The 25,655-nt window shown below is 64.5% G+C and carries 26 protein-coding genes; 23 read left to right on the forward strand and 3 right to left on the reverse strand.

What is annotated here, in order from left to right; translation table 11 throughout:
• The first annotated feature begins 869 nt into the window (after nt 1-869).
• The 20 genes from rpsB (at nt 870) to QEP15_RS10605 (ending at nt 18,717) form a co-directional block, all read left to right on the forward strand.
• On the forward strand, nt 870-1,619 hold the full coding sequence (gene rpsB, locus QEP15_RS10510; protein ID WP_063952311.1) for a 30S ribosomal protein S2: 750 nt from the start codon (nt 870-872) through the stop codon (nt 1,617-1,619).
• Nucleotides 1,620-1,799: 180 nt separating this feature from the next.
• The gene (gene tsf, locus QEP15_RS10515; RefSeq protein ID WP_056316754.1) at nt 1,800-2,678 is read left to right on the forward strand and encodes a translation elongation factor Ts; all 879 of its coding nucleotides are present in this window, start codon (nt 1,800-1,802) and stop codon (nt 2,676-2,678) included.
• A 179-nt stretch (nt 2,679-2,857) separates the two neighbouring features.
• Nucleotides 2,858-3,574: a UMP kinase gene (gene pyrH, locus QEP15_RS10520; RefSeq protein ID WP_056316757.1), complete on the forward strand. Its 717-nt coding sequence runs from the start codon at nt 2,858-2,860 to the stop codon at nt 3,572-3,574.
• A 15-nt stretch (nt 3,575-3,589) separates the two neighbouring features.
• A complete protein-coding gene (frr, locus tag QEP15_RS10525; protein ID WP_056316760.1) occupies nt 3,590-4,150 on the forward strand; it encodes a ribosome recycling factor in 561 nt (186 codons plus the stop codon).
• 176 nt (nt 4,151-4,326) lie between these two features.
• A complete protein-coding gene (uppS, locus tag QEP15_RS10530; RefSeq protein WP_056316763.1) occupies nt 4,327-5,091 on the forward strand; it encodes a polyprenyl diphosphate synthase in 765 nt (254 codons plus the stop codon).
• 51 nt (nt 5,092-5,142) lie between these two features.
• On the forward strand, nt 5,143-6,000 hold the full coding sequence (locus tag QEP15_RS10535; RefSeq protein WP_056316764.1) for a phosphatidate cytidylyltransferase: 858 nt from the start codon (nt 5,143-5,145) through the stop codon (nt 5,998-6,000).
• Nucleotides 5,997-7,196, forward strand: a complete 1,200-nt coding sequence (locus tag QEP15_RS10540; protein ID WP_175157224.1) for a 1-deoxy-D-xylulose-5-phosphate reductoisomerase — start codon at nt 5,997-5,999, stop codon at nt 7,194-7,196. The genes QEP15_RS10535 and QEP15_RS10540 overlap by 4 nt, the downstream gene beginning before the upstream one ends.
• A 54-nt stretch (nt 7,197-7,250) precedes the next feature.
• The gene (gene rseP / locus QEP15_RS10545) at nt 7,251-8,582 is read left to right on the forward strand and encodes an RIP metalloprotease RseP (RefSeq protein ID WP_142055686.1); all 1,332 of its coding nucleotides are present in this window, start codon (nt 7,251-7,253) and stop codon (nt 8,580-8,582) included.
• Nucleotides 8,583-8,635: 53 nt separating this feature from the next.
• A complete protein-coding gene (gene bamA, locus QEP15_RS10550; RefSeq protein ID WP_056316774.1) occupies nt 8,636-10,969 on the forward strand; it encodes an outer membrane protein assembly factor BamA in 2,334 nt (777 codons plus the stop codon).
• Nucleotides 10,970-11,078: 109 nt separating this feature from the next.
• A complete protein-coding gene (locus QEP15_RS10555) occupies nt 11,079-11,639 on the forward strand; it encodes an OmpH/Skp family outer membrane protein (protein ID WP_056316777.1) in 561 nt (186 codons plus the stop codon).
• 18 nt (nt 11,640-11,657) lie between these two features.
• Nucleotides 11,658-12,755: a UDP-3-O-(3-hydroxymyristoyl)glucosamine N-acyltransferase gene (gene lpxD / locus QEP15_RS10560; RefSeq protein WP_056316781.1), complete on the forward strand. Its 1,098-nt coding sequence runs from the start codon at nt 11,658-11,660 to the stop codon at nt 12,753-12,755.
• 67 nt (nt 12,756-12,822) lie between these two features.
• Entirely contained in the window at nt 12,823-13,278 is a 456-nt protein-coding gene (gene fabZ, locus QEP15_RS10565) for a 3-hydroxyacyl-ACP dehydratase FabZ (RefSeq protein ID WP_006385190.1), read from the forward strand.
• Complete coding sequence (lpxA, locus tag QEP15_RS10570) at nt 13,279-14,073, forward strand: acyl-ACP--UDP-N-acetylglucosamine O-acyltransferase (RefSeq protein WP_253853913.1); 795 nt, start codon at nt 13,279-13,281, stop codon at nt 14,071-14,073.
• A complete protein-coding gene (gene lpxB / locus QEP15_RS10575) occupies nt 14,070-15,266 on the forward strand; it encodes a lipid-A-disaccharide synthase (protein WP_253853911.1) in 1,197 nt (398 codons plus the stop codon). The genes lpxA and lpxB overlap by 4 nt, the downstream gene beginning before the upstream one ends.
• Complete coding sequence (gene rnhB / locus QEP15_RS10580) at nt 15,253-15,861, forward strand: ribonuclease HII (protein ID WP_152384195.1); 609 nt, start codon at nt 15,253-15,255, stop codon at nt 15,859-15,861. The genes lpxB and rnhB overlap by 14 nt, the downstream gene beginning before the upstream one ends.
• A complete protein-coding gene (locus tag QEP15_RS10585; protein ID WP_152384196.1) occupies nt 15,858-16,646 on the forward strand; it encodes a TrmH family RNA methyltransferase in 789 nt (262 codons plus the stop codon). Before rnhB ends, QEP15_RS10585 begins: the two co-directional genes overlap by 4 nt.
• 125 nt (nt 16,647-16,771) lie before the next feature.
• Nucleotides 16,772-17,239: a DUF2846 domain-containing protein gene (locus QEP15_RS10590; RefSeq protein WP_152384197.1), complete on the forward strand. Its 468-nt coding sequence runs from the start codon at nt 16,772-16,774 to the stop codon at nt 17,237-17,239.
• 167 nt (nt 17,240-17,406) lie between these two features.
• Nucleotides 17,407-17,739, forward strand: a complete 333-nt coding sequence (locus tag QEP15_RS10595) for a hypothetical protein (RefSeq protein ID WP_226849033.1) — start codon at nt 17,407-17,409, stop codon at nt 17,737-17,739.
• Complete coding sequence (locus QEP15_RS10600) at nt 17,736-18,215, forward strand: DUF2846 domain-containing protein (RefSeq protein ID WP_280148759.1); 480 nt, start codon at nt 17,736-17,738, stop codon at nt 18,213-18,215. Before QEP15_RS10595 ends, QEP15_RS10600 begins: the two co-directional genes overlap by 4 nt.
• A 22-nt stretch (nt 18,216-18,237) precedes the next feature.
• A complete protein-coding gene (locus tag QEP15_RS10605) occupies nt 18,238-18,717 on the forward strand; it encodes a DUF2846 domain-containing protein (RefSeq protein WP_280148760.1) in 480 nt (159 codons plus the stop codon).
• 72 nt (nt 18,718-18,789) lie between these two features.
• Here QEP15_RS10605 and ppsR read toward each other — a convergent pair whose 3' ends face one another.
• Complete coding sequence (ppsR, locus tag QEP15_RS10610) at nt 18,790-19,617, reverse strand: posphoenolpyruvate synthetase regulatory kinase/phosphorylase PpsR (protein WP_056316802.1); 828 nt, start codon at nt 19,615-19,617, stop codon at nt 18,790-18,792.
• A 214-nt stretch (nt 19,618-19,831) separates the two neighbouring features.
• On the opposite strand from ppsR, the gene ppsA reads away from it, so the two are divergent.
• Nucleotides 19,832-22,198 (forward strand): phosphoenolpyruvate synthase, encoded by a 2,367-nt coding sequence (ppsA, locus tag QEP15_RS10615; RefSeq protein WP_056316805.1) that lies wholly within the window; start codon nt 19,832-19,834, stop codon nt 22,196-22,198.
• Between the two features lie 83 nt (nt 22,199-22,281).
• Here ppsA and QEP15_RS10620 read toward each other — a convergent pair whose 3' ends face one another.
• Nucleotides 22,282-23,127, reverse strand: a complete 846-nt coding sequence (locus tag QEP15_RS10620; protein ID WP_056316807.1) for a bifunctional transcriptional activator/DNA repair enzyme AdaA — start codon at nt 23,125-23,127, stop codon at nt 22,282-22,284.
• A 150-nt stretch (nt 23,128-23,277) separates the two neighbouring features.
• A complete protein-coding gene (locus tag QEP15_RS10625; RefSeq protein ID WP_152384200.1) occupies nt 23,278-24,018 on the reverse strand; it encodes a glutamine amidotransferase in 741 nt (246 codons plus the stop codon).
• A gap of 169 nt (nt 24,019-24,187) precedes the next feature.
• Between QEP15_RS10625 and QEP15_RS10630 the strand changes: the two genes are divergently transcribed.
• Nucleotides 24,188-24,619, forward strand: coding sequence for an NfeD family protein (locus QEP15_RS10630; protein WP_152384201.1), 432 nt, complete (start codon nt 24,188-24,190; stop codon nt 24,617-24,619).
• 96 nt (nt 24,620-24,715) lie between these two features.
• On the forward strand, nt 24,716-25,642 hold the full coding sequence (locus QEP15_RS10635; protein ID WP_056318680.1) for an SPFH domain-containing protein: 927 nt from the start codon (nt 24,716-24,718) through the stop codon (nt 25,640-25,642).
• Nucleotides 25,643-25,655 lie beyond the last annotated feature (13 nt).

Consider the following 25,655-nt stretch of genomic DNA (forward strand, 5'->3'; position numbering starts at 1 on the left):
TGCTTGAAAGAATAGTAGAATTATAGGCTTCCCTAAAAATTTGGGGAGCAATCGGGTTACCGGCAAGAAGGGTCTGCACCGCCAGTGCCATGGCAAGAGCTTCGGCAAAAGCCAACGCTCAGGCAGTCTGACCCCCAGCCAAACCCGGCGGGTGCTGGCCTTTGGGTTCAGGGCACACCCGGCAGGATTATTCGGTCATGCGCGGTTCTTCATAAGATCACGCGGCAGGCCCTGAAGTTTCACCGCAAGCGAAGGTTGTGGAGCGAATTCGGGCAAGCCGCAGGGTGTTGGGAAGCAGTCGGGCGTCGATCGGGATCCAGCCGGATGCGTTCGGGGCATGAATGCCGCCGCCAGCTGGGCGCGGTGTGCTTGCAAGCCCGGAAGTGTTTTCGAGCGGCGATGCAGGTTCGGTATGGGCGCTGGATTAAGTTCTTGGAAATGCGCTGAAAAGCGCACCCTGAAAAGGGCATTCCTGAAAAGGATCCTGAAGAACTGCCACAGCGGCCTGATGCGCGGGCTGGCCTAGCGGCCAGGTTTGCGAAGAACTGGATTTCGCCGCCAACAAAACAATTCCGGGTGCGTCTCGAAGAAACTTCCAGGAGTCTCCTGGAGTGTCGGAAAGACGCAATGCAAGAATCTTGTGGTGGCGGCCGTCTGGGTTTATCGCGGCAGCGTAGTAGAAGTCGTTAAAGGCGAGCCGCTACAGGCAACGCGCCTGGAGCGTCGTAGTTATTGCGGCAGTGATCGGCCGGCCCGGTTAAAATCTTTGTCATCCCGCGTTTTGCGGGAAATCGCGCGCAACACCACCCAGGGTGTCAGCAAGATGCTGATGCAGGTGCGGCGCAAGAAACCAACCCTTGGAGAATTAAATGTCTTTGATGCGCGAAATGCTGGAAGCGGGTGTCCACTTTGGTCACCAGACCCGTTACTGGAACCCCAAGATGGCTCAGTACATCTTCGGTCACCGCAACAAGATTCACATCATCAACCTCGAAAAGACGGTTGATAAGTACCAGGAAGCCACCAAGTTCGTGAAGCAGTTGGCTGCTCGCGGCGGCAACATCCTGTTCGTCGGCACGAAGCGCGCCGCTCGCGAGCTGGTCGCTGCTGAAGCCGCCCGTTGCGGCATGCCCTACGTCGACGCCCGCTGGCTCGGCGGCATGCTGACCAACTTCAAGACGGTCAAGACCTCGGTCAAGCGCCTGAAGGACATGGAAGCCGTGGTCGCCGAAGGCGGCGCCGAGCGCATGATCAAGAAGGAAGGCCTGCTGTTCCAACGCGAACTGGACAAGCTGAACAAGTCGATCGGCGGCATCAAGGACATGAACGGTCTGCCCGATGCCATGTTCGTGATCGACGTCGGCTACCACAAGATCGCCATCGCCGAAGCCAAGACCCTGGGCATCCCCGTGGTCGCCGTGGTTGACACCAACCACTCGCCCGAAGGCATCGACTACGTGATCCCCGGCAACGACGACTCGGCCAAGGCCATCGCGCTGTACGCCAAGGGCATCGCCGACGCCGTCCTGGAAGGCCGCGAGCAAAACCTGAACGGTCTGGTCGAAGAGCTGGGCGAAGGTCAGGAAGAGTTCGTCGAAGTGCAAGACAACCAGGCCTAAGCCTGTTGTCATGTCCGGCGGGTAAGGTCTGGAAGCGGCGCCGCATCTGGTCCGCTTTCGCCCCGCCGGCGCTGCGAAGCTGGGCTCCCATCTTCCAGGCCCGCCACGTGCGGGCGTCTCATCGAATCAAATCACAGCCCCGGCCCGCCGGGGCGTGTCTTAGCAAAATTTGGAGCAAACATGGCTGAAATTACCGCTGCCCTGGTCAAGGAACTGCGCGAAAAGACTGACGCGCCCATGATGGAATGCAAGAAGGCCCTGACGGAAGCTGAAGGCGACCTGGCCCGCGCTGAAGAAATCCTGCGCGTCAAGCTGGGCAACAAGGCCAGCAAGGCCGCCGCCCGCGTCACCGCCGAAGGCCTGATCGGTCTGTTCATCTCCGCCGACGCCAAGAAGGGCGCCGTCATCGAAATCAACTGCGAAACCGACTTCGTCGCCAAGAACGACGACTTCGTCGGCTTCGTGAACAAGCTGGCTGAGCTGGTCGCCACGCAGAACCCGGCCGACGTGGCCGCGCTGTCGGCGCTGCCCTTCGGTGAAGGCACCGTCGAAACCACCCGCACCGCCCTGATCGGCAAGATCGGCGAAAACATCTCGATCCGCCGCTTCGAGCGCATCGAGACCGCCAACTCGCTGGCCAGCTACGTGCACGGCGGCAAGATCGGCGTGCTGGTCGAATACACCGGCGCCGAGGAAGTGGGCAAGGACCTGGCGATGCACATCGCCGCCACCAAGCCCAAGGCCCTGAACGCCGACGGCGTGAACCCTGCCGACATCGCCGCCGAGCGCTCGGTTGCCGAGCAGAAGGCCGCCGAATCCGGCAAGCCGGCCGACATCGTCGCCAAGATGGTCGAAGGCTCGGTCGTGAAGTTCCTGAAGGAAGTGACGCTGCTGTCGCAGCCGTTCGTCAAGAGCGACAAGCACACGGTCGAACAGCACCTGAAGGAAAAGGGCGCATCGATCAGCAAGTTCGTGCTGTTCGTCGTCGGCGAAGGTATCGAGAAGAAGACCAGCGACTTTGCCGCTGAGGTTGCCGCCGCCGCCGCTGGCGCCGCCTGACCTCTAGGTAGTGCTTAAAGGCCGGCGCTAGATTAAATTCTAGTCCGGCCTTTTTCGCCGCATGGGCCCCCAAAGGCAGACGCCGATGGGGCAGCCAACCCGCCAGGCGGGCGCGGTGCTGGGGGTCAACCCCATTCTTGTCTTACACTTTCGTCGGATTGTTCTTCGGGATATCACCTATGAGCAGCAGGGCATACAAACGGGTTCTTCTCAAACTTTCCGGCGAGGCGCTGATGGGCGACGATGCATTTGGCATCAATCGCTCCACCATCGTCCGTATGACCGATGAGATCGCTGAAGTCGCCGCCGCAGGCGTCGAATTGGCCATCGTCATCGGCGGAGGCAACATCTTCCGTGGCGTCGCCCCGGGTGCGCAGGGCATGGACCGCGCCACCGCCGACTACATGGGCATGATGGCCACCATCATGAACGCGCTTGCGCTGCAAGACGCGCTCAAGCACAAGGGTATCGACACCCGGGTACAATCCGCGCTGAATATCGATCAGGTCGTCGAGCCCTACATCCGGCCCAAGGCCTTGCGTTACCTCGAAGAGGGCAAGGTCGTGATCTTCGCCGCGGGTACCGGCAATCCCTTCTTCACCACCGACACGGCTGCGGCACTGCGCGGCGCCGAGATCGGCGCGGAGATCGTGCTGAAGGCCACCAAGGTGGACGGCATCTACAGTGCGGATCCCAACAAGGATCCCACCGCGACGCGTTACGCGCGCATCAGCTTCGACGAGGCGATCGTTCGCCGCCTTGAAGTCATGGACGCCACCGCCTTCGCGTTGTGCCGCGACCAGAAATTGCCGATCAAGGTGTTTTCGATCAATAAGTCCGGCGCGCTCAAGCGAGTCGTGAGCGGCGAGGACGAAGGCACGTTGGTACACGTTTAAAGAAAAGGAAATTCCATGAGCGCAGCAGAAATCCGCAAATCCGCCGAAGCCAGGATGGCCAAGTCGCTTGATACGCTCAAGACCAACCTGGCCAAGATCCGCACGGGCCGCGCCCACACCGGCATCCTGGACCACGTGCAGGTCGAATACTACGGCTCGCCCGTGCCGGTCGGCCAGGTCGCCAACGTGAACCTGGTCGATGCCCGCACCATCAGCCTGCAGCCTTACGAAAAGCACATGGCCGGCCCGATCGAAAAGGCCATCCGTGAGTCGGACCTGGGCCTGAACCCCATCTCGATGGGCGACACGATCCGCGTTCCGATGCCCGCGCTGACCGAAGAACGCCGCCGCGACCTGACCAAGGTCGTGCGCAGCGAAGGCGAAGACGCCAAGATCGCGGTGCGTAACCTGCGCCGTGAGGCCAACGAAGCGCTCAAGAAGCTGGTCAAGGACAAGGAAATCTCCGAGGACGACGAACGCCGTTCGCAGGACGACGTCCAGAAGCTGACGGATCGCGCCGTCGCCGACATCGACAAGATGGTCGTCCAGAAAGAAGCCGAAATCATGACCGTATAATCCCAACACGCCACGCGGCGCCGCTTTGTCGGCCCGCGTGGCGTCAGGATTTCGTTGCACATGCGCCGTCCTGTCCATTGCCTCGCGGTACTTCCTCGTAGCGATGGAAACGACGGCGCAGGTTTTTTCCCGTATTCGTGTCTTTCGCCGGTCCGCCGCGCGCAGCCCCCAAACTAATGGCAACAAGTTCGACTCAGGCGGTTCCCGATATCCGCGACATCCCCGAGCACGTCGCTATCATCATGGATGGCAACGGCCGCTGGGCGACGCGGCGTCTGCTGCCTCGCACGGCCGGGCACGCCAAAGGCGTGCAGGCCGTCCGCCGCGTGGTCGAGGCGTGCGGTCGCGCGGGTGTGCGCTACCTGACGTTGTTTGCGTTCAGTTCCGAGAACTGGCGCCGTCCGGCCGAAGAAGTCTCGCTCCTGATGCGCCTGTTCGTGCAGGCGCTCGAGCGCGAGGTCGGCAAGCTGCAAGAGCAGGGCGTGCGCCTGCACGTCATCGGCGACCTGAGCGCCTTCGAACCGCGCCTGCGCGAGCTGATCGCCGCTGCGCAAGAGCGCACCGCGCATAACGACCGGCTGCACCTGACCGTCGCCGCCAACTACGGCGGCCGTTGGGACATCCTGCAAGCCACCCGCGCCATGCTGGCGGCCGAGCCCGACCTGGCCGCGCACCCAGAACGGGTGGACGAGGAGCGTCTTTCCCGGCACCTTTCCATGGCATGGGCCCCCGAGCCCGACCTGTTCATCCGCACCGGCGGTGAGCAGCGCATTTCCAATTTCCTGATCTGGCAGATGGCGTACGCGGAGTTCTACTTCACGGACCGCTACTGGCCGGATTTCGGCGCCAATGAACTCATGGCCGCCTTTGATTGGTACCGCACGCGCGAGCGCCGCTTCGGCCGCACCAGCGCACAAGTCAGCGAAGCGGCTGCAAAGTAAGCTGAACGCGACGCGCGCGTCTTTCCAGGCTGCACAAGAGGAGACCGTCACATGCTGGGCCAGCGTATCGTTACCGCCGTCGTTTTGTTGGCCATTCTGGCCGCCGCCATGGCGAGCGCCAATCCCTGGTGGTTCGTCGCGCTGCTGGCCCTTGCGGCCGCGTGCGCCAACTGGGAGTGGTTGCGCCTGACGCTGCCGCAACCGCCTTCCCCCCTCATCTCCATCGGTGTCGCCGTCCTGCTGTTCGCTGGCATGCTGGTGCTGACGTCCGCGTGGCTGGCGGGTGACCGGACCGGCGCGGGCGATCCCGGCTGGGTGCTGCGCTACCTGGTGCCGGCCGTGTCCGCCGTCTGGCTGTTTGCCGGCGTGGCCGCCGTGGTGCGCGGGCGCGCCGACGCGCCGCCGGCCAGTCTGGCGTGGTCGGTCTTCTCCGTCCCGGCCGCGTTTGCCGCTTGGGCGGTGCTGGCGCAGATGTACGTGGCGCGCGGCGCCGTGTTCGTCGTGTCGCTGCTGGCCCTCGTCTGGGTGGCCGATATTGCCGCTTACTTTGCCGGCCGGGCCTTCGGCAAGCGTAAACTGGCTCCGCGAGTGAGTCCGGGCAAGACCATCGAAGGCGCCATTGCTGGCGTCCTGGGCGCGGTGGTGTGGATCGGGCTGTCCAGCCTGTGGGACGGCACCTTCGGTCACGCCCTGGTGGAACGCTGGACTTTCTGGCTCGCTCTGCCGATCGCCGCGGTGCTGGGCGTGCTGTCCATTGTGGGAGACCTGTTCGAGTCGCTGCTCAAGCGCCGCGCGGGCCGCAAGGATTCCAGCACACTCTTGCCTGGCCATGGCGGCGTCTATGACCGGATCGATGCGATTCTTCCCGTCGCGCCGTTCGCGCTACTTTTGTCTGGAGTCTTGTTTTGACGGCTTTTCAACGTGTCGTCGTGCTGGGATCGACCGGTTCGATTGGTGAAAGCACGCTGGACGTGATTGCCCGCCACCCGCAGCGGATGGCGGTTTACGCGCTTTCGGCCCACAGCCGGATGCAACGGCTGGCCGAGCAGGCGCTGGCCAGCCGGGCCGCGGTCGTCGTGGTGCCCGACGCCGCCGCCCGCCAGAAATTCATCGATGCCTGGACGGGCGGGCAATCCATGCCCGAGATCCGCGTGGGCGCACAGGCGCTGGCCGACACCGCCGCGGATTCGCAGTGCGACACCGTGATGGCCGCCATCGTGGGCGCCGCAGGCCTGCCTTCGGCGCTTGCCGCCGCGCGCGCCGGCAAGCGCGTGCTGCTCGCCAACAAAGAGGCGCTGGTCGCCGCCGGCACGCTTTTCATGCAGGCCATCCGCGACAATGGCGCCGAATTGCTGCCCATCGACAGCGAACACAACGCCATCTTCCAATGTCTGCCGCACCAAGGCCGTGCCGATGCGCCGCAGCAGCCGGCCAAGGGCGTGCGCCGTTTGCTGCTGACCGCGTCGGGTGGGCCTTTCCGCGGCCGCGACCTGGAAGATCTGCACGACATCACCCCCGAGCAGGCCTGCGCCCACCCCAACTGGAGCATGGGCCGCAAGATCTCCGTCGATTCGGCCACGATGCTGAACAAGGGGCTTGAGGTCATCGAAGCGCACTGGTTGTTCGCGATGCCGGCCGATCGGATCGACGTGGTCGTGCACCCGCAGAGCGTCGTGCATTCGATGGTCGAGTACGACGACGGTTCGGTGCTCGCGCAGCTGGGCCAGCCCGACATGCGCACGCCCATCGCGTACGGCCTTGGCTTTCCCGACCGCATCGAGAGCGGCGTAAGCCCGCTGGATTTGACCCGGCATGGCCGCTTGGACTTCGAAAAGCCGGATCTGACCCGCTTTCCGTGCCTGGCGCATTCCTTTGCCGCGATGCGGGCGGGGCAGGGCGCCTGCGTGGTGCTCAATGCGGCCAACGAGGTGGCGGTTGACGCATTTCTGGACGGGCGGCTGGCCTACACCTGGATTCCGCGGGTCATCGAGGCTGCGCTCGAGTGGCAGGCGCGGCAAGCATCTGTTACGCTCAGCAGTCTTGACGACGTACTTGCGCTTGACGCCGAGGCGCGCGCCTTTGCGGGCAACCTCGGACTGGCCTGATGGCGGGCCGCGATTGCCTCTGCGTTTGCCTCTGATTTCCTAGATTCCGACCCCATGCTTTTCACCTTGCTGGCCTTTGCGGTAGCGCTCGGCTCACTGATCATTTTCCATGAGCTTGGGCACTATTGGGTCGCCCGCCTTTGCGGTGTGAAGGTCCTGCGTTTCTCGGTGGGCTTTGGCAAGGTCATCCTGCGCCGCACCGACCGGCACGGCACCGAATGGGCGGTATCCGCGCTGCCGCTGGGCGGCTACGTCAAGATGCTGGACGATGCGCCGCCTGGGGCCTCGCCGGCCGTGGCGGCTTCCGCCTTCAACACCAAGCCTGTGGGCCAGCGCATCGCCATCGTGGCCGCTGGCCCCATCTTCAATCTGATCCTCGCGGTGTTCCTGTATGCGTGCCTGAACATGGCCGGCACCGAGGAGCCCGTCGCCATCATCGCGCCGCCCGCGGCCGAGACCCCCGCAGCGCGGGCTGGCCTGTTGGCCGGCGACCGCATCCTGGCCATCGATGGCCAGGAGGTCGCCTCGTGGTCCGACGCCCGCTGGCGTCTGATGGACGTCATGTCCACCGGCGGGCGCGCCAGCATCGAGGTCAGCACGCCGTCCGGCGCCGTCCAGCGGCGCGAACTCGATCTTCCCCCCAACACGATGGACCCGGCCGAGGGCGACCCGCTTGCCGCGGCCGGCGTGCGTCTGGCCCAGCCCAAGCCCGCCGTGCGCGCGGTGATCGACGGCGGAGAAGGGCAGGCCGCCGGCCTGCGCGCGGGTGACCTGGTCGTGGCCGTCAATGGCCAGCCGGCGCCCGACACCGGCGCGCTCGTCAAGCAGATCCAGGAAAGCGCCGGCAAGCCGCTCGCCCTGACCGTGGTCCGGGATGGTGCCAACGTCACCCTGAATGTCACGCCTCGCCCTGAAGTCGTCAACGGCCAGGAAATCGGCCGATTGGGCGTGCAACTGGGCGGCAACGTGCCGATGGTGACCGTGCGCTATGGCGTCTTCGACAGCCTCTGGCGCGGCGCCGTCCGCACCTGGGACACCGCCTGGTTTTCGCTGCGCATGATGGGCCGCATGGTGACGGGCGACGTGTCGTGGCGCAATGTGAGCGGTCCGGTCACGATTGCGGACTACGCCGGCCAGACCGCCCGGATCGGAATTGTTGCGTATATCGCCTATATCGCATTGATCAGTATCAGCCTGGGCGTTTTAAATTTGCTTCCCATTCCTATGCTGGATGGTGGCCATCTGCTGTACTATCTCGTCGAAATTGTGCGGGGCAGCCCCCCGCCCGCAAGATGGATCGACATCGGACAACGCGCCGGCATAGGCATATTGGCAAGCCTGATGGGGCTTGCGCTGTTCAACGATTTCACGCGTTTGTTCACTTGAACGCCATTTAGCATAAAATCCCCCGCCATTTGCACGACCGAGGATACTCAAGGATGTCTTTTCGCCGGATGTTTCAACACAAAAAGGGTGTACTGCCGGGTCTCGTAGCCGCGCTGATGTTGCCGGCCTTGGCCCACGCCTTCGAACCCTTTGTCGTGCGGGATATCCGCGTGGAGGGTATTCAACGAACCGACGCCGGCACTGTCTTTGGTTATCTGCCTGTCAAGGTCGGCGAGAAATTCACCGAAGAAGAAGCCACCGAAGCCATCCGCCGTTTGTATGGCACGGGCTTTTTCACCGACGTTCAGATCCAGACGGACAATAATGTCGTCGTCGTGGTCGTTCAAGAACGTCCCACCATCGCGTCCGTTAACTTCAACGGCATGCGCGAATTCGATTCCAAGGCCATCACCACCTCGCTGGCGCAAGTCGGTTTTGCGGAAGGCCGCATTTTCGACCGCTCCATGCTCGAGCGCGCCGAGTACGAACTGAAGCAGCAGTATCTGTCCAAGGGCAAATATGGCGTCGAAGTCACTTCCACCGTCACGCCGCTGCCGCGTAACCGCGTCGGCGTGAGCTTCGACGTGTTCGAAGGCTCGGTTGCCCGCATTCAGGAAATCCGTTTCGTCGGCAACAAGGCCTTTTCCGAAAGCGACCTGCTGGACGAATTCAAGCTGACCACCCCCGGCTGGCTGACCTGGTACACCGATACCGATAAATACTCGCGCGAAAAGCTCGAGGGCGACCTCGAACGCCTGCGCTCGTTCTACCTGGACAAGGGTTACCTGGAGTTCTCGGTCGAGCCGCCGCAGGTCACCATTTCGCCGGATCGCCAGGACATCCGCATCACGATCACCGTCCACGAAGGCGAGCCCTACAAGGTGCGCAGCGTCAAGCTGGCCGGCAACCTGCTGGGCCTGGACAAGGAAATCAACGACCTGGTGCAGATCAAGGCAGGCGAGACCTTCTCGGCCGCCAAGACCAATGATTCCGCCAAGGCGATCACCGACTACCTGGGTGAGCTGGGCTACGCGTTCGCCAACGTCAACCCGAACCCGCAACTGGACCGCGCCAAGCATGAAGCCGACTTGACGTTCTACGTCGATCCGAGCCGCCGCGTCTACGTGCGCCGCATCCAGATCGGCGGCAACACCCGTACCCGCGACGAAGTCGTGCGCCGCGAAATGCGCCAGCAGGAAGCTGCCTGGTACGACGCCGGCGACATCAAGACCTCGCGCGATCGCGTCGACCGTCTGGGTTACTTCAGCGACGTCAACGTCAAGACCGAGCCGGTCCCGGGCTCCCCCGACCAGGTCGACGTCAACGTCGACGTGAAGGAAAAGCCCACCGGCATGATCAACCTGGGCGTGGGCTACGGCTCGTCCGAAAAGGCCATTCTGTCGGCCGGTATCAGCGAAGACAACGTCTTCGGCAGCGGCACCAACCTGACGCTGCAACTGAACACCAGCAAGACGAACCGCGCCGTGGTGCTGTCGCATACCGATCCGTACTGGACCAAGGACGGCATCAGCCGCACCACGTCGGCGTACTACCGCGTGACCGAGCCCTGGAACAACAACGACGGTGACTACCGCGTCAAGGCCTTGGGCCTGGGCATGAACTTCGGTATCCCGATCTCGGAGTACGACCGCATCTTCCTGGGCGGCAACTTCGAACGCAACCAGATCGACCTGTACAACAACTCGCCGGCGGCCTACGAAAGTTTCGTTGACCAGTATGGCGATGCGACGAACTCGGTGATCCTGAGCGCCGGCTGGTCCAAGGACACGCGTGACAGCGCGCTGGCGCCGACCAAGGGTTCGTACACGCGCCTGAAGGCCGACGTGTCGACCATCGATCTGCAATACACGATGCTGACGGCGCAACAGCAGTATTACGTGCCGCTGGGCGGCTCGTACACCCTGGCGCTGAACGGCATGGTCGATTGGGGCCAGAGCTACGGCAGCAAGGATTACCCGGTCATCAAGAACGTCTATGCCGGCGGTATCGGCACCGTCCGCGGCTACGAAGGCTCGTCGCTGGGTCCGCGCGACGTCAAGACGGGCGATTACCTGGGCGGCACGCGCCGCATCGTGGCCAACGCCCAGCTGTACCTGCCGTTCCCGGGCGCCTCGAAGGATCGCACCCTGCGCTGGTTCATCTTCAGCGACGCCGGTCAGGTGTCGGCGGGCAGCGGCTTGTCCTGCACCCGTGGCCGCGACAACACCGAGGTCGAGGATCCGTGCGGCTGGCGTTTCTCGGCCGGTATCGGCCTGTCTTGGCAATCGCCGATGGGCCCGCTGCAGCTGTCGTATGCGCGACCGCTTAATTCCAAGCCGGGCGACGACAAGCAAAGCTTCCAGTTCCAGATCGGGACGGGATTCTAAGCGAGGCGTTACTCTTGAAAACAAGGGCGCGGCCCCCTGGTCCAGCGTCCTTGCTGTTTAGTGGCACAATACACACTTTGGCTTTGCCTTACTGGAAGGTGAGATTTTCATGATGTCTGATTTCGCACTTAAATCATCGAAGACGCTGGGCGCCAAGCGCCGTGGCAAGCTGGGCGGCTCCATTGCCCTGGTGGGTGCGCTCATTCTCGGTTCGGCTGCCGCGATCCCCGCGCAAGCGCAAGGCACCAAAATCGGTTTCGTCAATACCGAACGCATCCTGCGCGAATCGGGTCCGGCCAAGACTGCCCAAAGCAAGATCGAAGCCGAATTCAAGAAGCGCGACGACGAACTCCAGCGCCTGAACAACAGCCTGCGCTCGCAAGCCGAGAAGTTCGACAAGGACGCCCCCGTCCTGTCGGAATCCGACCGCGTCAAGCGCCAACGCGAACTGGCCAACCTGGACACCGACCTGCAGCGCAAGCGCCGCGAGTTCCAGGAAGACTTCAACCGCCGCCGCAACGAAGAATTCTCGGGCATCGTGTCCAAGGCCAATGACGCCATCAAGCGCATTGCCGAACAGGAAAACTACGACCTGATCATCCAGGACGCGGTGACGGTCAACCCGCGCATCGACATCACCGACAAGGTGATCCAGAGCCTGGGCAAGTAAAGCGATACCCGTCTAGTCATGCCGGTTTTACTGGATCTTGCCCGCGCGCCGACACTTGAAGCATTGTTGAGCGCCGCCAATACCCAGGGTATGGACTGGCGTATCAGTGCGGTTCCCGGCGCAGACCCCATGCGGGTCTGCGGCATCGGGACCCTGTCTTCGGCCGGCCCCCAGGAAATCACTTTCCTGTCCAATCCCCGTTACCAAAGCCAGCTTGGCGCAACCGGAGCGGGGGCGGTCATCGTCTCCACCGACGTCGCCGAGGCGCTCGAAGCCCAGGGCAGCGACCGCCCGCCATTTGCGCTGGTCGTCTGCAAGCATCCCTATCTGCTCTACGCGCGCGTCGCGCAGTGGTTCGACACTGCCCGCAGACCCGCCTTGCCTGCTGAAACCCATCCCTCCGCCGTGGTTGCGCCCGACGCAATCATCGAAGAAGGCGTGCGGATCGGCCCGAACTGCGTCGTCGAAGCCGGCGTGCGCATCGGACGGGGCACGGTGCTGGGTCCGGGTTGCGTCATCGGCGCCGGATCGTCCATCGGGCCCGATGGCCGGCTGCATGCCAACGTCACGCTGTATGAAGGCGTCAAGATCGGCGCCCGAGTCATCCTGCACAGCGGTTCGGTGCTGGGGGCCGATGGTTTCGGCTTCGCGCCGGATCCCTCGCTGGGCAAGGGCGCCTGGGGCAAGATCCCGCAGTTCGGCGGCGTTTCGCTGGGCGATGACGTCGAAATCGGCGCCAACACCACCGTCGACCGCGGCGCCCTTGAAGACACCGTCCTCGCGGACGGCGTGAAGCTCGACAACCAGATCATGATCGGCCACAACTGCCGCATCGGCGCACATACCGCGATGGCGGCCTGCGTGGGTGTGGCGGGCTCGACCACCATCGGCGAGCGCTGCACCATCGGCGGCGCCGCGATGCTCTCGGGGCATCTGGTGCTGGGTGACGACGTGCATATCTCGGGCGGCACGGCAGTGACGTCCAATATTTCCAAGCCTGGCCGCTACACCGGGGTCTTCCCGTACGCGGAGCATGGCGAATGGCAGCGCAACGCCGCCGTGATACAACAGTTGGCGCAATTGCGCCGCCGCGTGCGCACGCTGGAAAAGGACTAGGGCGCGTTCGCCGCCCTGGCGCGCCCGCGCCGCCACATTATTTAATTTCGCAGGAACGCATAGAAAAATGGAACTCGACATCAAGGGGATCATGGAGAGGCTGCCGCATCGCTACCCGATGCTGCTGATTGACCGTGTCGTGGAAATGGTGCCTGGCAAGTCCATCGTCGCCATCAAGAACGTCTCGATCAACGAGCCGTTTTTCAACGGTCACTTTCCTCACCATCCGGTGATGCCGGGCGTGCTCATCGTCGAAGCCATGGCCCAGGCCTCGGCGCTGTTCTCGTTCACGGACGAGAACGGCGGCCTCAAGTGTGAAGGCGCCAAGACCGCCTATTACCTGGTCGGCATCGACGGCGCGCGCTTTCGCCGCCCCGTCGTCCCGGGTGACCAGCTGCGCATCGAGGTCGAAGCGGAACGCCTGAGCCGCAGCATCTGTAAGTATCAAGCACGCGCGACGGTCGACGGCCAGGAAGTGGCTTCCGCCAAGCTGATGTGCGCGATTCGCAGCCTGGAAGAGTAAATGGCAGGAAACATCCATCCCACCGCTGTTGTCGATCCGGCGGCAAAAATCGACCCGACCGTGGTCATCGGCCCGTTCGCAGTGGTGGGGCCTGATGTGACCATCGGTGCGGGCACCGAAATCGGCCCGTACTGCATGATCGACGGTGTGACCACCATCGGTCGCGACAACCGCTTCTATCGTTATTGCTCCATTGGCGGCATGCCGCAGGACAAGAAGTACGCGGGCGAGCCCACGCGCCTGACGATCGGCGACCGCAACACGGTGCGCGAATTCGTCACGCTGAATACCGGCACGACGCAGGATGGCGGTGAAACAACGCTGGGCAACGACAACTGGATCATGGCCTACGTTCACGTGGCCCATGACTGCCACATCGGCAGCAACACGATCCTGGCCAATTCAGTGCAGCTTGGCGGCCACGTGCACGTGGGCGACTGGGCGATCATCGGCGGCCTGACCGGGGTGCACCAGTTCTCGCGCGTGGGTGCGCACACCATGACGGGCGGCAACAGCTCCCTCATGCAGGACACCCCGCCTTTTGTGCTGGCGGCCGGCAACCCGTGCCGTCCGGTGGGCATCAACGTCGAAGGCCTGAAACGCCGCGGTTTTTCCGCGGCCTCGATTTCGGCTCTTCGCGAAGCCTACAAGATCATCTACCGCCGGGGCCTGCCCCTGGACGCGGCGCGCGCCGAACTGCGCGAGCGCCAGCAATCCACCCCTGAAGCCGCGGAACATCTGCAGATGCTGCTGGACTTCCTGGACGTCGCCTCCCGCGGCATCATCCGCCCATGAGCACTCGGATCGGCATGGTGGCCGGCGAGCCTTCGGGCGACCTGCTGGCCGGACGCATCATTGCCGGTCTGCAAGCGCGCGACAGCGGCGTGCGCTGCGAGGGCATCGGCGGACCGCAGATGCAGGCGCGAGACTTCGACGCCTGGCATCCGATGCACGCGCTGACCGTGTTTGGCTACGTGGACGCGCTCAAGCGCCTGCCGAGCCTGCTGGCCACCTACCGCGACGTCAAGCGCCGCTGGCTCGCCGAGCCGCCGTCCGTCTTCGTGGGCATCGACGCACCCGACTTCAATCTGCGGCTGGAGCACCAGCTGCGCCAGGCGGGCACGCCGACGGTGCATTTCGTCGGCCCCTCGATCTGGGCCTGGCGCTACGAGCGCATTCACAAGATCCGCGAATCGGTCTCGCACATGCTGGTGCTGTTTCCGTTCGAGGAAGAGATCTACCGCAAGGAACGCATACCGGTGACGTACGTGGGCCATCCGCTGGCCGGCGCCGTGCCGATGCAGCCGGACCGCGCGGCGGCCCGCGCGCGCCTGGGCATCGATCAAGACGCCCGTGTGCTGGCGATCCTGCCCGGCAGCCGGTCCTCGGAGATCCGTCTGCTCGCGCCGCGCTTTCTGCAGGCGGCCCAGCAACTGCTGAAGAAGGATCCGGCTCTGCAGTGCATCGTGCCCATGGTCAATGACCAGCGGCGGGCCGAGTTCCTGGAAATCCTGGCCCAGTACCCCGTGCCCGGTCTGCGCTGCGTCACCGCGCACGATCTGCACGGCGAGGGCGGGGACCGCAAGGCGCCGGTGGCCTGGTCCGTCATGGAAGCCGCCACGGCCGTCCTGGTCGCAAGCGGCACCGCCACGCTGGAGACGGCGCTGTTCAAACGGCCCATGGTCATCTCATACGTCCTGTCGCCCTGGATGCGGCGGATCATGGCGTGGAAGTCTGGTCAGCAGCGCCCGTACCTGCCCTGGGTGGGCCTGCCCAACGTGCTGCTTCGCGACTTCGTCGTTCCCGAGCTTTTGCAGGATGACGCGACGCCCGATAAACTGGCCGAAGCGACCTGGCAGGCGTTGACCGACGACGCCCTGATTGCCCGCGTGGAGGCCCGTTTTACCGCCATGCACCAAGACCTGTTACGCGATACGCCGGCGCTGGCCGCGCAGGCGATCCTGGAGGTGGCCGATGGAGCAGCCTGAGCTTTTCGTGGCGCCGGAGCAGCCCGCGCTGCTGACCGCCGGCGTCGACGAGGCGGGCCGCGGCCCGCTAGCTGGCGAAGTCTACGCGGCGGCGGTCATTCTGGACCCATCACGCTTCATTGACGGCCTGGCCGACTCCAAGGTCCTCACCGCCGTGCGCCGCGAGGAATTGGCGCTGCAGATCAAGGAACAGGCGCTTGCCTGGTGCATCGCCAGCGCCACGGTCGCGGAAATCGACAGCCTGAACATCCTGCGCGCCACCATGCTGGCGATGCAGCGCGCGGTGCAGGGCCTGGCCACCGTGCCGCAACTGGCGCTGGTCGACGGCAATCAGGCGCCCAAACTGCGCTGCACCGTGCAGACCGTCATCAAGGGCGATGCGCTGGTGCCGGCGATCTCGGCCGCCTCCATCCTTGCCAAGACCGCGCGCGACGCCGACCTGCTTCGCCTGCACGCCCTGTATCCGCAATACGCGTTCGACCAGCACAAGGGCTACGGCACGGCGCTGCATCTGCAACGGCTGCGCGAGCACGGTCCGTGCGCCGAACACCGGCGCAGCTTCGCGCCCATCAAGGCCTTCGGCCTGGTTTCATGAAGCACATCAGTTCCCGGGACAACCCGGCGGTCAAGGCGCTGGTCAAGTTGGCCGGCACCGCGGGTAAGCGTGGCGCCCCCGTGCTGCTCGATGGCGTGCACCTTTGCCAGGCATGGTTGCAGCACCACGGCGCGCCGGATCGGGCGATTTTCGACGTGGACCGCCTTTCCCAGCCGGACATCGCGGCGCTCGCCGCGGCCGTGCCGGACAACGTCAGCCTCGCGCTGGACGCGCGCCTGATGCACGCCGTGGCCGCCGTCGAAAGCGGGCAGGGCGTCGCCTTCCTGGTCACGCCACCGGTGCCCGCGCTGCCTGAACAGGTGGATGAAACCTGCGTGCTGTTCGACCGCATCCAGGACCCTGGCAATGTGGGCACTTTGCTGCGCACGTGCGCCGCGGCCGGCATCAAACGGGTGTTTCTTGCCACGGGCTCGGCGGCGGCCTGGTCTCCCAAAGTGCTTCGCAGCGGCCAGGGCGCGCATTTTGCCCTGGATATCCACGAGCATGTCGATCTCCAGGCCTTGCTGCCGCGCTTGCGTGTGCCACTGGTGGCGACGGCGCTGGACGGCTCGCGCGACCTTTACGCGGACCGCCTGCCTGAGCGGTGCGCATGGGTGTTCGGGCACGAGGGCCAGGGTGTGGCGCCCGCGCTGCTGGCCGCTGCCAGCCTGAAGGTCCGCATAGACCACGACGCCGCCGCCGTCGAGTCGCTGAATGTCGGCGCCGCCGCAGCGATCTGCCTGTTCGAGCAGCGCCGCCAGGCGACCCAGCGCCATCCCGGCTGAGCCGGCGCGGGATCCCCCCGTTTTTCCACCGATTGATAGGTGCATCTGCCCCCTATACTGCCGCGCTTGTGCAACGTGGGCGGCGCACTGACGCGGCCCGCATTTCGAGCCCGGGGAGGGGACACGTGAAACACTGGATCAAACTGAGCCTGGCCGCGCTGGGCGCCGCAAGCGTGCTGGCGGGCTGCGCGGGCCCCCGGTATGGCGACGTGGCGGCCAAGATCTCCGCGCTGGAACCGGGCGAAGGGCGGATCTATTTCTACCAGCCCAAGACATCCAACGGCGACAAGGTGCCGCATCCGGCCATCCTGGTCGACAACGCCCGCGTCGGCAAGTCCAAATCAGGCCACTTCTTTTTCGTGGACCGGTCGGCCGGGACGCTCGAAGTGATCACGGCAACGGACCGCAAGGAACGCAAGGACCCGCTGGTCGTGCCGCTAGCGGCAGGGCAGACGCAATACGTCCGGGTGGACGTCGCGGGGGGCAAGCAAGTGCTGCGACTGGAGCAGTCGCCCGACGCCGCGCAGCAAGCGCTTGCCGACTTGCGATATTGGGGCGCGGGCCGGCGCGAGCGCGAAGCGCTGCGCTATTGAGCGCGGATACGTTTTGTAGATTTCTGACGCACCCCTATACTTACGCACTTCATTCGTTGCCGGGGGTATCCATGGTGTCGTCGGAAGTTTCAAAAATCGCGGGCGCGGCTCGCCTGAGCAAGTTTGCCGTGTTGGCCGTCGCAGGCATGCTCTCCTTGAGCGCGTGCATGTCCGTGTCGACACAGCGGGCGAACCTGGTGCCCGTGGCGCCGGCGGACCCGGTCAACGTGATCCAGCTGTCGCGCTTGGTCACCGCCCAGCTTCCCAATGACAGCATTGCGAATCTGCCGGCGGCGTCGCAATGGCAGCGCGTGGGCGCCTTGCCGCAAGGCGACGTCTACCGGTCGCTTGGCGGCCTGTTCACGGTCCAGACGCGGCGCCAGGGGGAGGCCTATCTCGTGGCGTCCTCGGGAAAGCTCGTTGGCTTTTACCTGCCTGGTGAAATGGCCTATCTGCCATTGAACCGTCCTGTCACCCTGCCTGTGGAAATGCGTCAATGAAGATCTGGCTGAAATTGGCGGCGACGGCCGCGTCGGTGGTTGCGCTGGCCGGCTGCGCTGGTCCGCAATACCAATCCTTGCAGGGGCGCATGCCGCCAATCGCGCAAGGCGAAGGGCGCATCTACTTCTACCAGCCGCAGGCGCAGGCGTCGGCCGCCGCGGTGGCGCAGCAAAAGCTGCGCGTGAACGGCGATGTCGTAGGGCGCAACAAGCCGGGCAGCTTCTTTTTCGTGGACCGCCCGGCAGGCAGTTATGTCGTGACCAACCTGTATTGGACGGGCGACGGCGTGAGTTTCAAGCTTGATCCGGGTCAGACGCGCTATGTGCGCATCAAGGCCGAATCGCTGGGCAGCACGGGCACGGTGGGCAAGCTGTCCATGGAAATGGTCGATCCGCCCGAGCTCGCTGAAACCGAGCTCTTGAAGATGCGCTATTGGGGCGCGGCTACGCCCGAGCAGGCTCCGGGCTTGCGTTAGACCCAAACCTGAAGAGAAATCCATGCAGAGCAGTTTGAAGATGATGGCCGCCGCCGCGCTGGGCGCCGCCTTGTTGGCCGGTTGCGGCGGGGCCCGCTACCAGGACGTGGCGGGCACCATTCCCGTCATGGTCCCGGATACGGGCCGCATCTATTTCTACCAGCCGGCGTCGCCGATTGGCGTGGTGTCGAATCAACCGTATCTGCGCGTCAATGGCGTGAAGGTCGGCCGGTCCAAGCCGGGCAGCTTCTTCTACGTGAACCGTCCGGCGGGCAAGTACGAGATCGATACGCTGCGCGATGGCGAAACCCTGACGTTCGACCTGGCGCCGGGCCAGACGCGGTACGTGCGCCTGAGCATCGAGGGCGCAACCGGAAATGCCGCCAGCGTGGGGCGGCAGGACATGCGCCTGGAGGAATCCGAAAAGATTGCCCAACAGGAGATGTCGCCGCTGAAGTACTGGGGCGCGGGATCGCGAGAGCGCGTCAAGCTGCGTCCCTGAATATTCGCAGTGAACATTCGCCGGCTGAAATCGCCGGCCAATCAAGGGCGCGCCTGAACGCGCCCTTTTTCTTTATCCGCGATCCAGTCCGACTTCCTGCAAGACGGTGGTTGCGATCTCTTCGATCGATTTCGTCGTGCTGGACAGCCACGAAATGCCCTCGCGGCGCATCATGCGCTCGGCTTCCGCCACTTCGTAGCGGCATTGCTCAAGTTGCGCGTAGCGGCTGTTGGGGCGGCGCTCGTTGCGCACTTCGGCCAGGCGCTCGGGCTGGATCGACAGGCCGAACAGCTTGCCCCGGTGCGGCGCGATGGTCGAGGGCAGGGTGCCGCGTTCGAAATCGTCGGGCGTGAGCGGGAAATTCGCGGCCTTGATGGCGTATTGCATGGCCAGGTACAGACTGGTGGGCGTCTTGCCGCAGCGCGAGACCCCGACGAGGATCACGTCGGCCTGATCGAGCTGGTTCACGAACTGGCCGTCGTCATGCGCCAGGCTGAAGTTGATGGCGTCGATACGGTTCCGGTACTTTTCCGAGTTGGCCTGCATGTGCGAGCGGCCGATGGAGTGGCTGGATTTCAGGCCCAGCGCCTGTTCGATGTGGCTGACGAACGTGCCAAACAGATCCAGGAAGATGCCGTTCGCCTGGCGAACACGTGCCAGGATTTCAGGGTTGACCAGGGTACTGAAAACGATGGGCGGCACGCCCGCGTCCTGGGCGCTGCGATCGATCCGCATGGCGACTTCCGCGGCCTTTTCAAGCGTGTCCACGAAGGGCAGGCGGATGGGCTTGAAATTGACCTCCTCGAACTGCGAAAGTACTGACTGGCTGAAGGTTTCCGCGGTGATGCCGGTACTGTCGGAAACGATGTATACCGTGCGTACGATAGGGGTAGATGTCATGTGTAAAAAATTCCAACCAGGCAGATGGCCGGACGTACTCCACCGAGTACAATCAGGCCCCTATAAGTCACCCCAAGGGCGGTCCAAGGCCAGTTTGGTCAGCGTCTGAAAGCATGTCTGCACAAGCCGGAAAAAGCGTTTCTCCGGCACCCAGAACAGCGCATTTCATCCATTGACCAAACTCGCTTTCATTCCATTGTAAAAGGTGACTTCAATGTCGTATGTTGTTTTGTTCGAGCAGCTCCGCATGACGGACGTGGACTCGGTAGGAGGCAAGAACGCATCTCTTGGCGAAATGATCAGCCAGCTGTCTGGCGCGGGTGTCCGCGTGCCGGGCGGCTTTGCCACGACCGCAGATGCGTTTCGCGATTTCCTGAAGGCTTCGGGCCTGGACAAGCGGATCGCTGAACGCCTGACCACGCTGAACCCCGAAGACGTGCGCGAACTGGCCACCGCCGGTGCGCAGATCCGCCAATGGATCGTCGAGGCGCCGTTCTCGCCGGAATTCGAATCGCAGATCCGCGAAGCCTTCGCCAAGCTCGACGCCGATGGCAAGGGCTCGTTCGCCGTGCGCTCGTCCGCCACGGCCGAAGACCTTCCCGACGCCTCGTTCGCCGGCCAGCAGGAAACCTTCCTGAACGTGGTGGGCATCGACGACGTGCTGGACAAGATCCGCCACGTGTTCGCGTCGCTGTACAACGACCGCGCCATTTCCTATCGCGTGCACAAGGGCTACGCCCACGCCGACGTCGCCTTGTCGGCCGGCATCCAGCGCATGGTGCGTTCCGACAAGGGCAGCGCCGGCGTCATGTTCACCATCGACACCGAATCGGGCTTCCAGGATGTGGTGTTCATCACCTCGTCCTACGGCCTGGGCGAAACCGTCGTGCAGGGCGCCGTCAACCCTGACGAGTTCTACGTCTTCAAGCCCACGCTGGAGCAGGGCCACTATCCCATCGTCGGCCGCCGCATCGGCTCCAAGCTCATCAAGATGGAATTCGATCCCGAGCGCCCCGAAGGCCGTGCCGTGCGCACGGTGGACGTGCCCGTGTCCGAGCGCAACCGCTACTCGCTGACCGACGACGAGGTCAACGAACTGGCCCGCTACGCCGTCATCATCGAAAAGCACTACCAGCGTCCGATGGACATCGAGTGGGGCCGCGACGGCGTGGACGGCAAGATCTACATCCTGCAGGCGCGCCCTGAAACGGTGAAGTCGCAGCAGGGCGCCAACGACGTGCAGCAGCGCTACCGCCTGAAGGCGACCGGCCAGGTGTTGATCACCGGCCGTGCCATTGGCCAGAAGATCGGTTCGGGTCCGGTGCGCGTCGTGGGCGACATCTCCGACATGGACAAGGTCCAGCCGGGCGACGTGCTGGTCACCGACATGACGGATCCCAACTGGGAGCCCGTGATGAAGCGCGCCTCGGCCATCGTGACGAACCGCGGCGGCCGTACGTGCCACGCCGCGATCATCGCGCGTGAACTGGGCATTCCGGCGGTGGTGGGCTGCGGCAACGCGACCGACGTGCTCAAGGAAGGCCAGGCCGTGACCGTGTCCTGCGCCGAAGGCGACGAAGGCCGCATCTATGACGGCCTGATCGAGACCGAAGTCGAAGAAGTGCGCCGTGGCGACATGCCCGCCATCGATCTGAAGATCATGATGAACGTGGGCAACCCGCAACTGGCGTTCGACTTCGCCCAGATCCCGAACGGCGGCGTCGGCCTGGCTCGCCTGGAATTCATCATCAACAACAACATCGGCATCCACCCGAAGGCAGTCCTGGACTACCCGAACGTGGACGGCGAGCTGAAGAAGGCCGTGGAATCGGCCGCTCGCGGCCATGCCAGCCCGCGCGCCTTCTTCGTCGAGAAGATGGCCGAAGGCGTGGCGACGATTGCCGCCGCCTTCTACCCCAAGCCGGTCATCGTGCGCATGTCGGACTTCAAGTCCAACGAGTACCGCAAGCTGGTGGGCGGCTCGCGCTACGAGCCCGAGGAAGAGAACCCCATGCTGGGCTTCCGCGGCGCGTCGCGCTACATCGCCGAAGACTTCGCCGAGTGCTTCCGCATGGAATGCGAAGCCCTCAAGAAGGTGCGCGATGAAATGGGCCTGACGAACGTCGAGATCATGGTGCCGTTCGTGCGCACGCTGGGTCAGGCCGAGAAGGTCGTGAACCTGCTCGCCAAGCACGGCCTGGCGCGCGGCGAAAACGGCCTGAAGCTGATCATGATGTGCGAAGTGCCGTCCAACGCCATCCTTGCCGACGAGTTCCTGCAGTACTTCGACGGCTTCTCCATCGGCTCGAACGACATGACCCAGCTCACGCTGGGCCTGGACCGCGATTCGGGCATGGAGCTTTTGGCGGCCGACTTCGACGAGCGCGACGAAGCCGTCAAGTTCATGCTGCGCCGTGCGATCAAGGCTTGCCTGGCTGCCAACAAGTACGTCGGCATCTGCGGCCAAGGCCCCAGCGATCACCCGGACTTCGCGCAGTGGCTGAAGGACGAAGGCATCCTGTCGATGTCGCTGAATCCGGACACCGTTGTCGATACGTGGCAGCGCCTGGCCAAGAACTGATTGGCCGGTTGAAACAAAAAACCCCGCGTCTTTTGGGACGCGGGGTTTTTTTATTCGCTCGGGCTTTATTTGACCCGTGCCGCTCAGGCAGCCTTGGCTTCCCGGGCGATGAGTTCGCGCTTGCGGTCGATGCCCCAGCGGTAGCCGGCCAGCGAGCCGTCGGTGCGCACCACGCGATGGCAGGGAATGGCCAGCGCGATGTTGTTGGTGGCGCAGGCGCGGGCGACGGCGCGCACGGCGGTGGGCGCGCCGATGCGCTCGGCCACTTGCGCGTAGGTGGCGGTTTCGCCCAGCGGGATCTCGCAAAGCGCCTCCCAGACCTTGCGCTGGAACGCCGTGCCGCGCACGTCCAGCGGCAGGTCCAGGCCGCGCGCCGGATCTTCGACAAAGCCGACCACGTCCGCCACCCAGCTTTCGAACTGGGGATCGGCGCCGATCAGCCTGGCGGCGCGGAAACGGTCCTGCAGGTTCTTGACCAGCCGGTCAGGGTCCTCGTCCAGCGCGATTTCGCAGATGCCGGTGCTGCTTGCCGCCACCAGCAGCGCGCCCAATGCGCATTGCGCGACCGCGAACCGGATATCCACGCCTTCGCCGTTCTTGCGGAACGCGGTGGGCGTCATGCCCAGGATGGCGGGGGCGGCCTCGTAGAAGCGTCCGCTGGAATTGAAGCCGGCGTCGTACATGGCGTCGGTGACGCTTGCGCTTTCTTCGAGGCGCTGGCGCGCGCGGCTGGCCCGCAGCGCGTTGGCGTAGGCCTTGGGCGTGATGCCCGTGGCGGCCTTGAAAACGCGGTGGAAATGGAAGCGGCTCATGCCGGCCTGCTCGGCCAGCGTCGACAGATCGGGCGGCTGCTCGGCTTCCAGGGCGCGGCAGGCGCGCTCGACGGCGGCGGCGTGCTGTTTGCTCAAGGGGACGGCGGCGGGGCTCATAGGGGACTCCTGACTGGCGCGTGTTGGCGTAACGCTTGACGCCATCGTCTCAAGACTGGACGGCCCCGGCACTCCGCTTGTTGCGGCGCAGCCTTGGCCTTTGGCGTCCCCCGTGGCGTCCCGGCAAGGCCGGCGGGACGCCTGCGGAGGTCAGGCGCCGGGCGCGTAGGTCTCCAGGAAGCGCCGCAACAGGCCCGCCGCCACGGGCGTCGCGCGCACGTTGGCCGACAGATCGGGCATGTCGAGGTTTTCGGCGGCGTAGCGGCGGCCATAACGCTCGAGATGAGCCAGGATGAAATCCGGCCCGAACTCGGGGTGAAACTGGGTGGAAAAGACGTTGCGGCCGATGCGGATCATCTGGTGGTCGTCCAGATCCGAACGCGCCAGCACCGCCGCGCCCGGGGGCGGTTGCAGCACGGTCTGCGCATGCAGCATCTGCGCAGGGAAGGTGGACGGCACGCCGGCCATGAGTGGGTCGCCGGAGGCGGTCGGCAGCAATTCCACGGTCTGGGTGCCCACTTCACGGCCCGACGGGTTGTAGCCGACCTTGCCGCCGAGCGCGTGCGCCAGCAATTGGTGCCCGTAGCAGACGCCGAACATCGGCAGGCCCGCGTCGACGGCCTCGCGCAGCCAGGCGGCGGTGTCTTCGCTCCAGGGTTCCTTGTCGGACACCATGGCGGGCGAACCGGTGATCAGGGCAGCGCGGTAGCTGGAGGGCGCCTGCGGGCGCTGGCCCTCGTATACCGCGACGATCTCGACGTTGCTGGCGGCCAGGCCGGCCGCCGTCATGATTTGTTCGGCATAGCCGCCGAACTGGCTTTTGAGCGTATCGTCCGGATCGCCGGTGTGCAGGATCAGGACGGGAAGAGCAGAAGGAGTTGCGGCGGTCATAAAAGCATATAGGTGGATGAGGGCGGCGCGTTGGTCCCGCGACTTGGCGCGCCAGCGCACATAGTAATCCAGCGAAAATGTTCCCGTCGGCGCACCGCGGCTCCCGCTCCGTCCCGGAAATACGTACAATCCGCTCAGATACTCATCCTTACAGACGATTCTCAATACTATGTGGATTTGGCTGGGATTGGCCGCGCTGGCGCTCATCGGAGAGCTGGCGACAGGAACCTTCTATTTGCTGCTGGTCGCTCTAGGTCTGGCCGCCGGCGGCATTGCGGCCTGGCTGAACGCCGGCCTGCAATGGGAGCTGGTCGCGTGCGGCGTCGTGCTGTTGCTGGGGCTATTGGTGCTGCGCAAGACCCGGGTGCTGAAAAAGCGCGAGGTCAATTCCGCCCGCAACGCCGACGTCAACCTGGACATCGGCCAAACCGTCGTCGTAGAGGCGTGGTCCGACAGCGGGGCGGCGCGCGTCTGGTACCGGGGCGCGCATTGGCAGGCCGAGCTGGCCAAGGGACACGCCGCCCATCCCGGCGAACACATCATTACCGAATTGCGCGGCTCGATCCTCGTGCTGACACCCAAGCGCGGCCGATCGGCATAGCAGAACGCGCCCGCGCAGCGCTGCGGGCAATCGCCGGAACCCCGGCCAGCATGGCGGGGCAGGCCGGCGCATCCATCCGAAAAGAGGCTTCACACCATGATCGATACTTCAACCGTCGTGCTGCTTGTCATCGTTGCGTTGGCGATCCTTATCGTCGTCAAGGCGATCGCCATCGTGCCGCAGCAGCACGCCTGGGTGGTCGAGCGGCTGGGCAAGTTCGACCGCGTCCTGTCGCCGGGCGCCGGGTTCGTGATTCCGTTCATCGAACGGGTGGCTTACAAGCATTCCTTGAAGGAAATCCCCCTGGATGTGCCCAGCCAGGTCTGCATCACGCGCGACAACACCCAGCTGCAGGTCGACGGCGTGCTGTATTTCCAGGTCACGGACCCGATGCGCGCCTCGTACGGTTCGTCCAACTACATTTCGGCGATCACGCAGCTTGCCCAGACCACCTTGCGTTCGGTCATCGGCAAGATGGAACTGGACCGCACCTTTGAAGAGCGCGACTCCATCAACAGCAACATCGTCTCGTCGCTGGACGAGGCGGCGCTGAACTGGGGCGTGAAGGTGCTGCGCTATGAAATTAAGGATCTGACGCCGCCCAACGAGATCCTGCGTTCGATGCAGGCCCAGATCACGGCGGAACGCGAGAAGCGCGCGCTGATCGCCGCCTCCGAGGGCCGCCGCCAGGAGCAGATCAATATCGCCACCGGCGAACGCGAAGCCGCGATCGCGCGATCCGAGGGCGAGAAGCAGGCGCAGATCAACCAGGCGCAAGGCGAGGCGGCCGCGGTGCTGGCGATTGCCGAAGCCACTGCCAAGGCCATCACGCAGGTTGCCGATGCGGTTCGCCAGCCGGGCGGCATGGAAGCGGTCAACCTGAAGGTTGCCGAGCGCTACGTTGAGGCGTTCGGCAACGTGGCCAAGGAAGGCAACACGCTGATCCTGCCGGCCAATCTGTCCGACGTGGGCGGGATGATCGCCTCCGCCATGACCATCGTAAAGTCCACGCGCAACACCTGATATCGCGCCTCGC

Source organism: Achromobacter mucicolens, assembly GCF_029866465.1.
Lineage (GTDB): Bacteria > Pseudomonadota > Gammaproteobacteria > Burkholderiales > Burkholderiaceae_B > Achromobacter > Achromobacter mucicolens.